The sequence below is a fragment of the Pseudomonas sp. NPDC090592 genome, from assembly GCF_044769185.1.
Lineage (GTDB): Bacteria > Pseudomonadota > Gammaproteobacteria > Pseudomonadales > Pseudomonadaceae > Aquipseudomonas.
Genome location: NZ_JBIVXJ010000030.1, coordinates 1 through 13,101, shown reverse-complemented (window position 1 = coordinate 13,101; position 13,101 = coordinate 1). Strand labels below are relative to the sequence as shown.

At 57.3% G+C, this 13,101-nt stretch carries 13 protein-coding genes and 1 pseudogene; 5 read left to right on the top strand and 9 right to left on the bottom strand.

Annotation, left to right across the window (positions count from 1 at the left end; translation table 11 throughout):
* Nucleotides 1-8: 8 nt before the first annotated feature.
* Together ACIQUI_RS22720 and ACIQUI_RS22715 are read right to left on the bottom strand one after the other, a co-directional pair.
* A complete protein-coding gene (locus ACIQUI_RS22720; RefSeq protein ID WP_403202936.1) occupies nucleotides 9-719 on the bottom strand; it encodes a murein L,D-transpeptidase catalytic domain family protein in 711 nt (236 codons plus the stop codon).
* A gap of 91 nt (nucleotides 720-810) precedes the next feature.
* A complete protein-coding gene (locus ACIQUI_RS22715) occupies nucleotides 811-1,845 on the bottom strand; it encodes a L,D-transpeptidase (RefSeq protein ID WP_403202849.1) in 1,035 nt (344 codons plus the stop codon).
* Nucleotides 1,846-2,104: 259 nt separating this feature from the next.
* Between ACIQUI_RS22715 and ACIQUI_RS22710 the strand changes: the two genes are divergently transcribed.
* The 4 genes from ACIQUI_RS22710 to ACIQUI_RS22695 all read left to right on the top strand — a co-directional run bounded on the left by ACIQUI_RS22710 (nucleotide 2,105) and on the right by ACIQUI_RS22695 (nucleotide 5,648).
* Nucleotides 2,105-3,625: an NCS1 family nucleobase:cation symporter-1 gene (locus ACIQUI_RS22710; RefSeq protein WP_403202847.1), complete on the top strand. Its 1,521-nt coding sequence runs from the start codon at nucleotides 2,105-2,107 to the stop codon at nucleotides 3,623-3,625.
* An 85-nt stretch (nucleotides 3,626-3,710) separates the two neighbouring features.
* Nucleotides 3,711-4,112 carry a GFA family protein gene (locus tag ACIQUI_RS22705; RefSeq protein ID WP_403202845.1) on the top strand — a complete coding sequence of 134 codons (402 nt, stop codon included), beginning with the start codon at nucleotides 3,711-3,713 and terminating at the stop codon, nucleotides 4,110-4,112.
* 137 nt (nucleotides 4,113-4,249) lie between these two features.
* Entirely contained in the window at nucleotides 4,250-4,579 is a 330-nt protein-coding gene (locus ACIQUI_RS22700; RefSeq protein ID WP_403202843.1) for a hypothetical protein, read from the top strand.
* 199 nt (nucleotides 4,580-4,778) lie between these two features.
* Complete coding sequence (locus tag ACIQUI_RS22695) at nucleotides 4,779-5,648, top strand: GyrI-like domain-containing protein (RefSeq protein ID WP_403202841.1); 870 nt, start codon at nucleotides 4,779-4,781, stop codon at nucleotides 5,646-5,648.
* 90 nt (nucleotides 5,649-5,738) lie between these two features.
* On the opposite strand, the gene ACIQUI_RS22690 is transcribed toward ACIQUI_RS22695, so the two are convergent.
* Nucleotides 5,739-6,026 carry a DUF1778 domain-containing protein gene (locus ACIQUI_RS22690; protein ID WP_403202840.1) on the bottom strand — a complete coding sequence of 96 codons (288 nt, stop codon included), beginning with the start codon at nucleotides 6,024-6,026 and terminating at the stop codon, nucleotides 5,739-5,741.
* A gap of 765 nt (nucleotides 6,027-6,791) precedes the next feature.
* Between ACIQUI_RS22690 and ACIQUI_RS22685 the strand changes: the two genes are divergently transcribed.
* On the top strand, nucleotides 6,792-8,219 hold the full coding sequence (locus tag ACIQUI_RS22685; RefSeq protein ID WP_403202838.1) for a hypothetical protein: 1,428 nt from the start codon (nucleotides 6,792-6,794) through the stop codon (nucleotides 8,217-8,219).
* A gap of 223 nt (nucleotides 8,220-8,442) precedes the next feature.
* On the opposite strand, the gene ACIQUI_RS22680 is transcribed toward ACIQUI_RS22685, so the two are convergent.
* From ACIQUI_RS22680 to ACIQUI_RS22655, 6 genes and pseudogenes are all read right to left on the bottom strand, one after another.
* The gene (locus tag ACIQUI_RS22680; RefSeq protein WP_403202836.1) at nucleotides 8,443-9,549 is read right to left on the bottom strand and encodes a putative phage abortive infection protein; all 1,107 of its coding nucleotides are present in this window, start codon (nucleotides 9,547-9,549) and stop codon (nucleotides 8,443-8,445) included.
* A gap of 13 nt (nucleotides 9,550-9,562) precedes the next feature.
* On the bottom strand, nucleotides 9,563-10,357 hold the full coding sequence (locus ACIQUI_RS22675) for a DNA adenine methylase (protein WP_403202835.1): 795 nt from the start codon (nucleotides 10,355-10,357) through the stop codon (nucleotides 9,563-9,565).
* Between the two features lie 151 nt (nucleotides 10,358-10,508).
* The gene (locus tag ACIQUI_RS22670) at nucleotides 10,509-11,063 is read right to left on the bottom strand and encodes a lysis protein (RefSeq protein ID WP_403202833.1); all 555 of its coding nucleotides are present in this window, start codon (nucleotides 11,061-11,063) and stop codon (nucleotides 10,509-10,511) included.
* A pseudogene (locus ACIQUI_RS22665) lies at nucleotides 11,063-11,630 on the bottom strand (glycoside hydrolase family 19 protein). Before ACIQUI_RS22665 ends, ACIQUI_RS22670 begins: the two are co-directional and overlap by 1 nt.
* Before the next feature lie 37 nt (nucleotides 11,631-11,667).
* Nucleotides 11,668-12,711, bottom strand: coding sequence for a phage late control D family protein (locus ACIQUI_RS22660; RefSeq protein ID WP_403202831.1), 1,044 nt, complete (start codon nucleotides 12,709-12,711; stop codon nucleotides 11,668-11,670).
* Between the two features lie 63 nt (nucleotides 12,712-12,774).
* Nucleotides 12,775-12,981 (bottom strand): tail protein X, encoded by a 207-nt coding sequence (locus ACIQUI_RS22655; protein WP_403202829.1) that lies wholly within the window; start codon nucleotides 12,979-12,981, stop codon nucleotides 12,775-12,777.
* Between the last annotated feature and the right edge of the window lie 120 nt (nucleotides 12,982-13,101).

Below are 13,101 nucleotides of genomic sequence, written 5' to 3'. Positions count from 1 at the left end.
CCACTCCCTTACTTGCTGGCGATCGACTGATTCGCCAGCGGGCAGCTCTGGGCGTTGAGGAAGCGCGATTTCTTCAGCCAGTCCTGCTGCGGGTAATAGGCAAACACATAGCTGCCGCGCTGCAGCGTCTCGATCAGTTTGCCGGCAATCGCCGGGCGAACGGCCGGGCACCCCTGGCTACGCCCCAGGCGCCCAAGGCCGGGCACGACCTTGGGGTCGGCGTAGGCGGCGGCATGCATCACGATCGCGCGCGACATGCTGTTGTCGTTGAACCCCGGCTCCAGCCCTTGCAGCCGCAGCGAGCGACCGTGCTTGCCGCTATAGGTCTGGCCGGTTTCATAAAGGCCGAGCGAGGATTGGTAACTGTTCGGCGCATTGGAGAACGTGGTCGGCACATCAGCGCCGCTGTTCTTGCCGTGGGCAACCCACTCTTCGAACAACAGCTTCTTGGCGCGCAGGTCGAACACCCACAGGCGTTTGTCACGCGAGGGCTTTGAATAGTCGATCACCGTCAGCAGCTTGTCCGCTTCGCTGTGGCTGGCACAGGCGTAGGCGGTAAGTGCCAGGGTCAAGGCCGAAAGGCTGGCGTTCGGCGCCAACCGTTGCAACTCGGCGGCACCAGGCAGGGGTTGTGCGTGCACGGCCTGCCAGGCGCTGAGGAAAAACAGGCCAATACTGGCCAGCGAGAGCCGGATGGCCCCCTGCAATGGTGTGAACATCGACATGGGTTACCCTGATGAAAACCTGGCTTTTCTTGCCTTGATTGCAGCCAAAAGCGGCTACTTTGCTTGATTTCTACAGAATTGCCGATCATTTCTTGACCAATGGTTTAACTTCCTCACTGCCTTCGGTGCTGATCACCGTGAATTTCCCGTCGCTGCGGGTATCCCGGGTGGACGCCCAGTCGGTGATCACCAGCATGGTGCCGACATCCATCGCCGCACGTAGGTGGCGGCGAAACTCCGGGTTGATGTCCAGTTGGCCCAATTGTTCATAGGGCGTATTCCCATACTCCGGGTTGCTAAGCCCCACCACTGACCAATGCAAGGGCAGCCCGCCGTCTACTGCCAGGCTGGACGGTTTTTGCAGCAGGGAATACACCGCCATTCCGCTGCGATGCTGGCTGCTTTGCAGCGAAAGTGCGGGGGCAGAGCCGACCAGCTGGCCACCGCGATACACATAGGCACGCATGTCGGCGCGGCTGACCAGGATCGACAATGGCCCTGAGGCAGGGTCCGGGTCGTCCCAGAACTGCTGGTTGTTCAACACCAGCGGCCCTTGGGCTTTGCCTTCGCTGACCGTAGGCGCCAGCACGCCGGGGTGGTAGACCTCCACCGGTGCACTGTGGGTGTCGGAAACAATGACCGTGGTGGAACTGAAACCAGTGACCTCATACAGCTTTTTGGCAAACGCCAGCGGCAGGCGCACGCAACCATGCGACGCGGGGTAACCCGGCAGATGGCCGGCGTGCAAGGCGATGCCATCCCACGTCAGGCGCTCCATGTACGGCATCGGCGCGCTGTTGTAGAGGCTGGATTTGTGCTCGACCTTTTTCTGCAGGATGCTGAATACACCGGTGGGCGTCTCACGGCCTGCCTTGCCGCTGCTCACAGTGCTGACGCCGATGGCGATGCCATTGCGATACACGTAGGCACGTTGCTCGGTAAGGCTCACCACAACAGTTACCGGCCCCACCGGCGAGACCTGCGGGTACCAGAGAAACTGGCCAGGCTTGAGGCTGTCGAGCTGGTGCCTGAGTTCGGTCGGCGTGGGCACCTGCAGGGGTGCCGCTGCGACCACGGCGGCGGCAAGCAACAGGCTCAGCCCGAGCGATACATGCAACATCGAATAATCCCTCTTCGATCCCTGCTCCCAGCTTAGTCGGAACGGGCGGCACAAAGCCACCTGCCCCCTGCATTCACCATGCGTGGTAACAAACGAGCACAGCAAGTGTGCACAAAATTCCCAACTCGCCGCTCACCCCATACCGGAAAAAGCCGCAAGAGACCTGCGCGCCCAGCATTCATTGGCGCCCGCGGCTTGGTACGAATCTTGTTTGTATACAAATCCAAAAATAAAAGTACACAACCATCACGAGGTCCCGATGGCGTCGATTTCGCGTTCCGATGTTAGCCCAGCTGATACGCTCCCCACCGACACGACCGATCCCGGCCCGCTGGCGTTGAGCCCGCGCCTTTACAGTGCCGACCTTGCCCCGACCCGCGCGGCAAACCGTACCTGGGGGCGCTACAGCCTGTTTGCGCTGTGGACCAACGACGTGCACAACATCGCCAACTACTCCTTCGCCATCGGCCTGTTCGCCCTGGGCATGAGCGGCGCGCAGATACTCGCCGCCTTCGCGCTCGGCGCACTGGTGATCTACGGCCTGATGAACCTGTCCGGCTACATGGGCCAGAAAACCGGCCTGCCCTACCCCGTGCTGTGCCGGATCAGCTTCGGCATCCATGGTGCGCAGATCCCGGCACTGATCCGCGCGGTCATCGCCATCGCCTGGTTCGGCATCCAGACCTACCTTGCCTCGGTGGTATTGCGCGTTCTGCTGACTGCCCTGGCTCCAGACCTCAAGGCGTATGACCAGAACGCGATCCTGGGCTTGTCGACCCTGGGCTGGGTCACCTTCCTTGGTATCTGGTGCGTGCAGGTGGCGATATTCGCCTACGGCATGGAGATGGTACGCCGCTTCGAGTCCATCACCGGGCCCATCATCCTGGTCGCCTTCAGCGGCCTTGCGGGCTGGATGTACTGGCGCAGTGGCCTGTCGATTTCCTGGTCCAGCGGCAACGCACCAACCGGCAGCACAATGTGGCTGAAGGTGCTGGGTGCGGCTGCCTTGTGGGTCTCGCTGTATGGCACCATGATCCTCAACTTCTGCGACTTTACCCGCAACTGCCCGGACCGGCGCACCATCAGCGTGGGCAATTTCTGGGGCCTGCCGGTGAACATGCTCGGCTTCGCGCTGATCGCTGTAGTACTGGCCGGTGCGCAGTTCAGCATCGACGGCAAACTGGTGCAGAGCCCGACGGAAATCGTCGCCGCCATACCCAACACCGCTGGCCTGGTGCTTGCCTGCCTGGCGTTCCTGATCGTTACCGTGGCGGTGAACATCATGGCCAACTTCGTCGCCCCGGCCTACGTGCTGGCCAACCTGGCGCCAAACCTGCTCACCTTCCGCCGCGCCGGCTTGCTCAGCGCTGCCATCGCGGTGGTGATCCTGCCCTGGCACCTGTACAACAGCCCGTCGGTAATCGTGTATTTCCTCGGCGGCCTCGGCGCGCTGCTCGGCCCTTTGTACGGCATCATCGTCACCGACTACTACCTGGTACGCCGCAGCCGCGTAAACCTGCCGCAGTTGTATAGCGAAAGTTCACAGGCTGCCTATCACTACAGCGGCGGGGTCAACCTGCGCGCCGTAGCGGCATTTATCCCGGCTGCGCTGATCGCCATCGTGCTGGCGCTGGTACCGGCGTTCGATACGTTGTCGCAGTTTTCCTGGTTCTTCGGCGCTGGCCTGGGCGGGTTGATCCATTACGCCATTGCCAACCGCAGTGCCCGCTACGCCGACGTTTCTGGCGAAAGCATTGCGGTGGACAGCGCGCAGCATTGATCGCGGGCAAAGGCCCGGCAGTGGCCAGTCGACTGATCACGCCAAGGCAGTTACGCTGGCGCTTTCCACCTGCACGGAAGCGCCAGTGATCGATACCTATGAAGGAAGCTGCCTGTGCGCAGCGATCTGTTACCTGCTACTCACCCCGCCAAAGGCGGTAAGCCACTGCCATTGCAGCCAGTGCCGCAAAAGCCACGGGGCCGCGTTTGCTTCGTACGGGAGCGTTCCGCGCAGCCAACTGCGAATACTGCGCGGCGCTACCAACCTCAAGAAATTTGCCTCTTCACCCACGGTAATGCGCGAGTTCTGCGGCGAATGCGGCTCGAGCCTGTTCTGGTCGCGCACCCAAGGTGAGTTTGCCGACTGGGTGTCGGTTGCCCTGGGCACGCTCGATACGCCGTTCCTGCCCAGGAAGCAGAAACAGGTTCATGTTGATTCTGCCGCCCCCTGGTATGCCCCCGTCAGCGCCCTTACTCACACCGGCTGACATTGCAAAGCAGCTTGATATCCGTATGCTTGCGCCTGCCCAAGGATGGGTGCCTGTGGCGCTCACCGGGTTCTGACACGCGGGTCAGCATAAAGTGGCCTGCAACCCCGATACACACCAACCGATAAGGAAATCCCATGCGTAAATTCAAGTTTGTGCTGGCAGCGTTGCCATTCTTTGTACTGGCCGGCTGCGGCAACGACGCCCTGGAAGGCACCTACGAAGCGACCACCACTGTGATGGGTTTCAAAGGCCCCAAGCAGACATGGGAGTTTTCCAAGGACTACATCATGACCAACGGCAGCAAGGTCAAGGTTGAGGAATGGGAACGCAAGGATGATGTGGTCACTGCACGCAACAAGGACGGACTTGCGCTGATCAACGTTCGCGTGCTGGACGGCGGCAAGCGTCTGGAAGCTGTAGGCGGCAGCGACATGGCCAAGAATGAGTTCGTGCGGGTGGACTGACCGGCAGCGTCACTGGGGCTGCTGCGCAGCTCCTTGACCGCTTGGCATACAAGGCTGACGTGCCCCCGCGAGCACCGGCAACGCCGGTGCCATGCACTACATGGTCAAGACAATCCCGGAGAGAGCAATCACGGCTAGGCACCTCGATGCCTGAACAACGGATGCTAGCGCTCACCGCACCTTCCGGAGATTCCGTTCGTTGACTGACTCACAGCACAACCCGACCTACGCAAAACGGTTCGAAGCCGTGCTTGCCTACATCGACAGCCACCTCGAAGGCGACCTGTCGGTGGCTGCCCTGAGCCGCATCGCCAGCTTCTCGGCGTTTCACTTCCATCGGCAGTTCACGGCATACATGGGCGTACCGGTTTCACGGTATGTGCAACTGATGAGGCTTCGACGGGCAGCGCATCAACTGGTGGCCTCGCCTGCCATCTCGGTGCTGGAAGCCTCCTTCAGCGCCGGCTTCGAAAGCCCCGAAGCCTTTGCCAGGGCGTTCAGGCGCGCGTTTGGCATGGCACCGAGCGCATTCGCCAAGGCCCCCAACTGGCAGGCCTGGAGTGCGGTATTCGTTGTTCCTCACCTTTCCAGGAGTATCACCATGCAAATCCATATCGTGGATTTCGCCGAAACCCGCGTGGCCGCGCTCGAACATCGCGGGGCCCCCGGCCTTGTCGGCGAAAGCGTCGCACGCTTTCGCCAATGGCGCATGCAGAGCGGCCAATCGCCGGTGGCCAGCAGCCGCACCTTCGGCATCCCCTACGACAACCCCGACACCACCCCGGCGCACGCCTTTCGCTTCGCGGTTTGCGGGGAAATGGATGAGGCCGTGCAAGCCAATGAGTTCGGCGTGCATGAACGGGTCATTCCGGCGGGGCGTTGCGCCGTGGTTCGGCATATCGGCTCGCCTGACTACATCGGCGAAACCATCTATCCGATTTATCGGGACTGGTTGCCTTCGAGCAGTGAAGAGCTGCGCGATCATCCGTTGTTTTTTCACTACCTGAGCGTGTATCCGGAAACGCCGTTGGAAGAATGGCAGACGGATATCTATGTGCCGTTGAAGTAGTCAAACGTTGGCTGTGAGCGCATGCATGGCGCGTTAACTAACGCGACATGCACGCGCTGTCATAACGTGCGGTTTGATGCGCTGGCTTGCTCAGCTCCACAGCACGGGATTGGAAATTAGCCTCTGTAGGCACTTGTTATCCTTCAGAGCGTTTTGCTCCAGTGCCTGTTCGAAGCGGTCGAAGGCTTTGTCATCGACAATGAGCAACTGGCGCTCAAAGAGCACCTCCTTCGCTCGCTTGCAGGCAGCATCTCGTATAAAGCTGCTTCTGTCCGTTCCCAGCAGATCTACCGCCGCATCGATCAGGTCTCGCTCTATGGTATCCACTCGCATTTGGATCGATACGGGATGCTCACGCTTTTTGGTACGAAACGACATGCCAATTTCCCCATAGCGGTGGAGCGATCTCCACACAAAAAGAGCAGCAGCACACATAGCTAACGTCTGCATACGTGTATGAGTTTGTCCAACGCACACGCAGAGGTTTGAGAACGAGTCCCCGAGCTGCACCCTGACGGATTCTTAGCTGCCTTGGTAAACTAGCCGACAGCCCAGGCAGATGCAGGTCTTTTTTTGTTGCGAGCATTTGCTACGCCGCCCCTGCAATTTGCTAAAACGCCTCAAAATCCAGAATTCGGTACCGAAAACGTTGAACGATATGACCACTGAACCAGGCTCTAACCCAGCAACCACGCGCCCTGAGCCGTCACGTCGCTTCAGCGTTGCCCCCATGATGGATTGGGGCATCATTTCCTAAGTGCCAATATCTGCAAGGCTTACAGCCGGGCTTGGCTGCGCATGTACCAATTTTGTACCACCCATCTGCACACTCCCAGTTCTCTTACGGCCAGTTCATCCACGAACTCAGGGCTAAATCCCCCTTTTGCAAGGGTCCGCTTTCGACCCATTGCGGACATTCAGGCTCCAGATCAGCCCCACCCGGGGCAGTGGCCGCTCCCTGCTTTCGCACAGACATCACGCCTGCTCTGGCGGTGGATAGCTCACGCATCCGGCTACTGGCACAATGCACCCAGACCTTGACATGGAACGGCTCCAAGTTGGCCCAACAGGGTCGCAGGCGCTAGCTCTAGCGCCAATAGGCTGAATCGAAAAAACGTCATTGCATAAAGGAACGGATCCACAATGAGCAACCTAATCCCCAAACCCCAAATGCAGTTGGTTGACCCGCAAGCGCAGATGGTGGTCGATGTTCTAAAGAGCATCGGCTTGCCGCATGAAAACATCATCGCATCTCAGGAAGAGAGAGCAATTATTGGGCAAGCCTTACCTGCACTAATCGAATCACTTCCTCACGATGCCAAGCAAGGCGCCAGATACCTGTCTAAATTTGTGGTGGGTGCGGGATTCGGGCTTTTTGATTACTCCCTCAATGCAATCTGGAACGAAGTCGTACTAGACCTCCACAAAAAAGTAATTGCCTATGGCCTCGACATATTCTACGACGCAGCAATCGGCGGAAAGAATAGGGAATTCTATCAAACGGAGGATGATCTTCGCTCCGTAAAAGATGCAACCCTTTTGGATACGTGTCGAAAGCTGGAACTAATCAGCGAAACAACATCAAAGAAGCTGAAGCACATGCTCGACATGCGCAACGACATTGGCATATCTCACCCTACGAACTACACCATCAATGCATACGAGCTTCTTGCCTGGCTCACCAACTGTATCAAAGATGTGTTAAATGACCGCCCGACGGAGTCAGCCTTACAGGTTCAAGCCTTTATTCAGAACCTTCGCACGTACACCCAACCACTTGACGCAGGCAACCTTACAGGCATAACCAGCAAAATCAGAGAGCTCGCCTCCCATCATTGCGGAAGCATTCTTAGAACTATGTTTGGAATCTATGTAGCTCCAGACACGGACCCACAAGTCAGAAAGAACATCTCCCTTCTGTCAGTCGCAGTTTGGCAAGCAAGCAATGACGACTTTAAATATCGACTTGGAATAACCCTTGAAGGCTATAACACCAACCTTCATAAAGATAAGTACGACCTCGGAGTGCAGTTCTTCCAAGCAGTGAACGGCAATGCATTTCGTTCAAATGCTGAGCGTGCCATTATCGTTGACGGCCTCATCGACAACTTATTGGAGAAGCATCACGCTTGGGATAACTATCACCACGAAGCCCCAGTAGCTGATGACATAATGTCCTTCATACAAAACCAACAGGACATCTTGGCAAACTTCGCCCCAAAACTAATAAAAGTTTTCCTAATGTGCCGAATTGGTAATGGCCGCCCCTATTGCAATGGCGTTTCACCAAGAGGCGCAGCTTACTACGATAAGCTCCTAGGCTTGCTGGGTGACTTCTGGGCACCAACAGCGCTGGCCGCACTTACGAGTTTCGAGATCCAAGTTCAACTTGGCGAAGAAATTTGCCGCAAACAAGCGTGCATGGCATTAGAAAAGCTCAAGACCGGAGTAGTAAACCAGCGTCTTCTCGAATGCATTGATTTCCTCTTAACCAACCTACCGGGCAACGGAAAAGCCCCACTTGACAGCAGATTCAAACAACTCTCGTCGGGATATCTGAGCTGGCAATGAGCCAGCTCTCACTTTATATGTAACAGGCAGGAAGGCACCTTAACGCCGGACAAACGGACTTGGGTGCCTCTTGACCTTAAAGCTTATTACCATCACATAGTGCACGGCCTGCGCTATTCCTGCCTAAGCGGATAGGTTGCATGCAAATACTTGCATTGATACTTTAGGCTGAAGGCCCGGCGTTCTCTCCGAGGCGTCCACCCCTCCAACATCAAGTAATTATTTACTCATGCTTAGATTCAATCGCTCCAGCCTTAGCTCTCAGGCGCCTAAACATTACATTCGACACAATAAACGCTTTCACATCATCCAGTGCTAATTTTGAAGAGCTCTTGGTTGCAAGCGGATGAAATCTATTATTAATGTATTCACTCCAACCACCAAAAAAATTTTGATCCAGAGACTTTAAAAGGGAATATTTTTCCACATAAAACTTCAACCCCTCACCGTACGGACCTAAACAATTAAGCTGCAACAGCGCTAACTCCCCTTCACTGAGTTGCGCCCTGACCAAGCTTGCATACTGCCGCCTTCTTAAATAATCGAAGAAAATACGGCGTTCACGAAACCGCTCATCTTTGCTCTCTTCTTCGGAGTCAAGACCTAAGCGACTACTATCAATCTTCTTTAATATCCAGTATAAATTTCTAAAATAATGCCCAACTTCAGACTTATATTTTAAGCAAAAATCATCAATTCTCCGCTGTATATCTTCAGTCTCCGTGAGCTCCGGAAACAGTATTGCCCCCTGATACTCATTCGAAGCCTTTAACTTCGCCAACATCGTATCAACCGCCTCTCTTCCTTTTACAGGCCTATCAGCACGGAAGCAAATGTCGCTCAATATTCTAGAATGGACATCTAACAAGCCAAAAAAAGTAGTTTCAAAAGCCTGCCTCGAGTAGAGATTTGATTGCACCCTTTGCTCTAAATTTGCTGCCCTCGCCTCGACTTGAGCCGCTGCCATCTCGGCTCGCTGCAGAGTCAGAGTTTTCAACACTGCCATTAGAGCAAGAAAGCTCAATATAGGATTCAACAACCCACCTGCGAAGTCGCCCAACTGCCCCCAGTATTGTGCAGATTCGTGATTAGATAATTTTAAAAACGGGATATCGCCCCCAATAAAAAAATGATAAGCCAGCGCGGCAAACACTATTAAAACAATCACTAAAGCACATAGGAGAACTCCAAACGCGAAAGGGGTCTTAGCCAAACCCCCGCCTGCCTGCACACCGTTTGAATGGATATCTTTGTCTTTTCTTCTAGCCACAGTGAAGCCTATAGAATACGCTTGAAATGAAGGCATCATGCCAGTACCGGAGCATAGCACGATGCCCTCCGTTCTAGATCAAAAGATCCAATGCTGACGGAGTCCAATTGAGAATTATGAGTTCGCCAGTTATTTCCGCTTTGCTCTGCCGCTGATTGGTGTTGCTGTAGCGGATATCCAGGCAATCGAAGTGGAAACCACTGAAGGCGCGCCGGATGTCCGGATGGTCATTGATGCTGACCATCACCTTACCCTTGCACCGGCGCATGAAGTCGGCCATGCGCCCGTACTCTTCGAAGGGGAAGTCCACCCCATAGCCGGCGGTCTGCCAGTACGGTGGGTCCATGTAGAAGAACGTATGTGCTCGATCGTAGCGCTCGGCGCAGTCGAGCCAGGACAGGTTTTCGACGTAGGTACCGGCTAGACGCTGCCAGGCGGCGGACAGGTTCTCATCAATGCGCAGCAGATTGATGGCCGGCCCCGTGGTGGCGGTACCGAACGTCTGCCCGGTGACCTTGCCGCCGAACGCATGCTGCTGCAGGTAGAAGAACCGCGCCGCACGCTGGATGTCGGTCAAGGTTTCAGGGCGCGTCATCTTCTGCCACTCGAAGATCTGCCGAGAGCTGAGCGCCCATTTGAACTGGCGCACGAACTCTTCAAGGTGGTTCTGCACAACGCGATAGAGGGTAACCAGGTCACCGTTGAGATCGTTCAGCACCTCCACCGGGGCGGGCTGGGGACGCATGAAGAACAACGCGGCCCCGCCGGCGAAGACTTCAACGTAGCATTCGTGAGGGGGAAAGAGTGGGATCAAGCGGTCGGCCAGGCGGCGTTTGCCACCCATCCAGGGGATGATTGGAGAGGTCATAGGTATGCAAGTCTTTACTGTATGGATAAACAGGTGTTAGGCTCGCCGCGCTTTGTGCACAAGGCAGAGGCCACGGCTGGACTTGCAGGAAGGGTCTGCGGGTTTGGGGGGCCGGGCTGGATGTTGACGCATCCTCCTGGCTCGCCTCTTTTTACTTGGTGACTTCGCGCACGTAGGCCTGACAGGCCTGCAGTGCAATCAGCCCCCGGTCGCCGTCGTCTGTGATGGCAATAATTCGTTTAGCATGCGCTGGGTCAAGTTGGGCGCGTACGGCGCCATGTACCAGGCCTCCGGTGCCGGCGGGTTCTCGCACCCCACCGTCACCACCCGGGGCGGCAAAGGCTCTGGCGTCGACAAAGACTGACAACCGCAGATCAGCGGTAGCAAGCCGGTCACGCAGGCGAGTTTGAGTTTGTTGAGCATCGGTCATCTCCTGCCAATGTGTTTTGCCCTGCTCCTGCAGGCGAATCTCCAGGGCTTGTCGCTGAGTCTTCTGCTCCGCCAACTGCCCCAGGGCTGCAGCTGCTGCCTCTTCGCGCTCTCGGCTATAGGCTCGATCCTTGTCCGACAGTTGCCGAACGCAACCAGCGGCCTGGTCAGCAAGCTGCCGACCGTACTCGCTGGCCTGCCACACCCAGGCGCCACGGCCGCCGACATACAGCCCGACCGCAACAGCCAACAGGGCGATACGCCAATTCAGCGACATTACTGAAGCACCTCGAGCGCCCGGGTGTAGAGCGCTTGGCGATCTTTCAAACCATTCAAGCCACCATTAATGCGACGGGTGATCGACTCGAAAACCGAGTCATCGGCCTGCAGTACCTTGTCAGCCAGGGTATTAAGCCCCGACCGCTGCCAGAACCAGCCGGCCGACAGCGAGGCGTAGACAGGCTGCTCGAGCAGGTCGGGGGTGTTGAGCAAGCGGCTGTCACCGAACAGCGCTTCGCTGCAGGCCTCGTAGTTGTCGCGACCCGTGATCTGGATAAGCCCACGGCCACGGTACCGCTGACCATCTCCATCAGCCGCCGGGGTGTTGCCCAGGAGCTGCGCCAAGCGGCCGGTGTCGTACTTGGCCAAGTAGGCATCGTTACCGAGTTCACGCACATACAGCAGCTGGCCGGACTCATGGCCGACCTGGGCAAGGAATGCCGCCATGCGCTTGGGCGATGATCGAGTACTTGCCCATTGTCGCGTTGAGGCCAGGAACAAAAACGCCGGCTTTGCGGCCGGCGTTGGGGAGGATCTGTTGCAGTTGTTGAACTGATATTGCCATTGGTGCCTCCAGTGATGGCCTAAAGCGGCCAAGGGAATTAGAGCTGCTCAACCTTGAGCGGCTTTTCGACTTTCTTTTTCTTGCCCGAGACCTTGGCCTTGCCCTTCTTGCCGCCGTTGCACTCCACCGTCGTGCTCCACCCGGATTGCGTAAACACCTGCTCGACACTTTCCACCAGGTACTCGCCATCGAGGCCGACCTTGAAGCCCTGGGCGTTGATCGTGCATTCGGCGAACAGGTCATGCCGCCCTGCCATTTCAAGACGCACGCCGGCGGTGCTGCGGTTGAACGCAGCCAGCCGCGCTTTGGCGGCCTGCTCGGCGGCGGTTTTGTTGGGGTAGATATGGCGGTCGGTATGCACCGGGGGCAGGCCGTCAGGCGATTCGTCGTTGCCCAGCTCGACCACTTTCATGGCCCCGGTCTTCTGGTCTTGGTGTTGAGTCTTCACAGCTTTTTGCGTACTGCGATCACCCAGGCGGAACTGGTACCGGGAAACGTCCGTCTTATTGATGGTGATGACCTGCAAGTATTTGCCCGAGGTACTCTTGCCGCCCTGCCGAGGCATTACCAGCAGCTTGCCGTCGGCCACCTTGGCGGTGCTGTCGTACTGCCGCGCCAGGCGCGTGACAAAGTTAAAATCCGATTCGTTGCGCTGATCGACGCGCTCGACCTTTGTGGTGACCGGGCACACCGGCTCCCAGCCGTTGCGCTTGGCAATTTCGTTGACGATCTGCGACAGCGGCACGTTTTCCCAGCTGCCGCTGCGCACAGTCTTGCCGCTGCCACGCATATCGCTGGCCTTGCCGCGAATGGTCAATTCGTCAGGCGGCCCGCTCAGTTGCACCTCATCAACCGTGTAAGCGCCCATGCGCTTCAGGGGCTGACCCTCATAGCCCAACAGCACCTCCACCCGGCCGCCGCGCGCAGGCAGCGCGACAGCCTGGTCGCGGTCGTCAATGCGCAGCTCGAACTCGTCCGACTCCATGCCGGGTTTGTCCGAAACGCGCAGCAGCAACAGGCGGTCATTGATCAGCGCCGTGATGTCCTTGCTATCCGCAATGATTCGATACGTGGGTTTCATGCTTGCTCCAGGCACAAAAAAAACCGCACAGGGCGGGGCTCGTTACGCGCAACGCGATGGGGATCAGTCGAACAGCTGCAGCAGCTCGACCGCCGGTGCCGACAGGTCGGGCAGCTGAATCAGCAGGCCTGCGCGGTACGACTGCGCCTCTCTGGCCAGATCCGGGTTAGCCTCCAGCACCGCCTCGACGGTGCCGTTAAGGTGGCCGTAGTAGTGCTGGCAAATCACATCCAGCAGATCCCCGTCAGACGTTCTGCAGGTCGTTGCCATAGCTCACAAACTCCAGGGTAAAGCCTAATACCAGTCAGTTAAGACTGACGCTTTGAGCTTTAGCCCGTAGGCCGCACAATCCGATGCTTGGAAACGAGCATCGGATTTTTTATGCGCCTA

Coding starts and splice junctions, on each gene's coding strand:
- ACIQUI_RS22690 (WP_403202840.1), bottom strand. CDS start 6,026: ATGTCGTTTCGTACCAAAAAGCGTGAGCATCCCGTATCGATCCAAATG.
- ACIQUI_RS22660 (WP_403202831.1), bottom strand. CDS start 12,711: ATGAAACCCACGTATCGAATCATTGCGGATAGCAAGGACATCACGGCG.
- ACIQUI_RS22715 (WP_403202849.1), bottom strand. CDS start 1,845: ATGTTGCATGTATCGCTCGGGCTGAGCCTGTTGCTTGCCGCCGCCGTG.
- ACIQUI_RS22710 (WP_403202847.1), top strand. CDS start 2,105: ATGGCGTCGATTTCGCGTTCCGATGTTAGCCCAGCTGATACGCTCCCC.
- ACIQUI_RS22655 (WP_403202829.1), bottom strand. CDS start 12,981: ATGGCAACGACCTGCAGAACGTCTGACGGGGATCTGCTGGATGTGATT.
- ACIQUI_RS22720 (WP_403202936.1), bottom strand. CDS start 719: ATGTTCACACCATTGCAGGGGGCCATCCGGCTCTCGCTGGCCAGTATT.
- ACIQUI_RS22675 (WP_403202835.1), bottom strand. CDS start 10,357: ATGACCTCTCCAATCATCCCCTGGATGGGTGGCAAACGCCGCCTGGCC.
- ACIQUI_RS22670 (WP_403202833.1), bottom strand. CDS start 11,063: ATGTCGCTGAATTGGCGTATCGCCCTGTTGGCTGTTGCGGTCGGGCTG.
- ACIQUI_RS22685 (WP_403202838.1), top strand. CDS start 6,792: ATGAGCAACCTAATCCCCAAACCCCAAATGCAGTTGGTTGACCCGCAA.
- ACIQUI_RS22700 (WP_403202843.1), top strand. CDS start 4,250: ATGCGTAAATTCAAGTTTGTGCTGGCAGCGTTGCCATTCTTTGTACTG.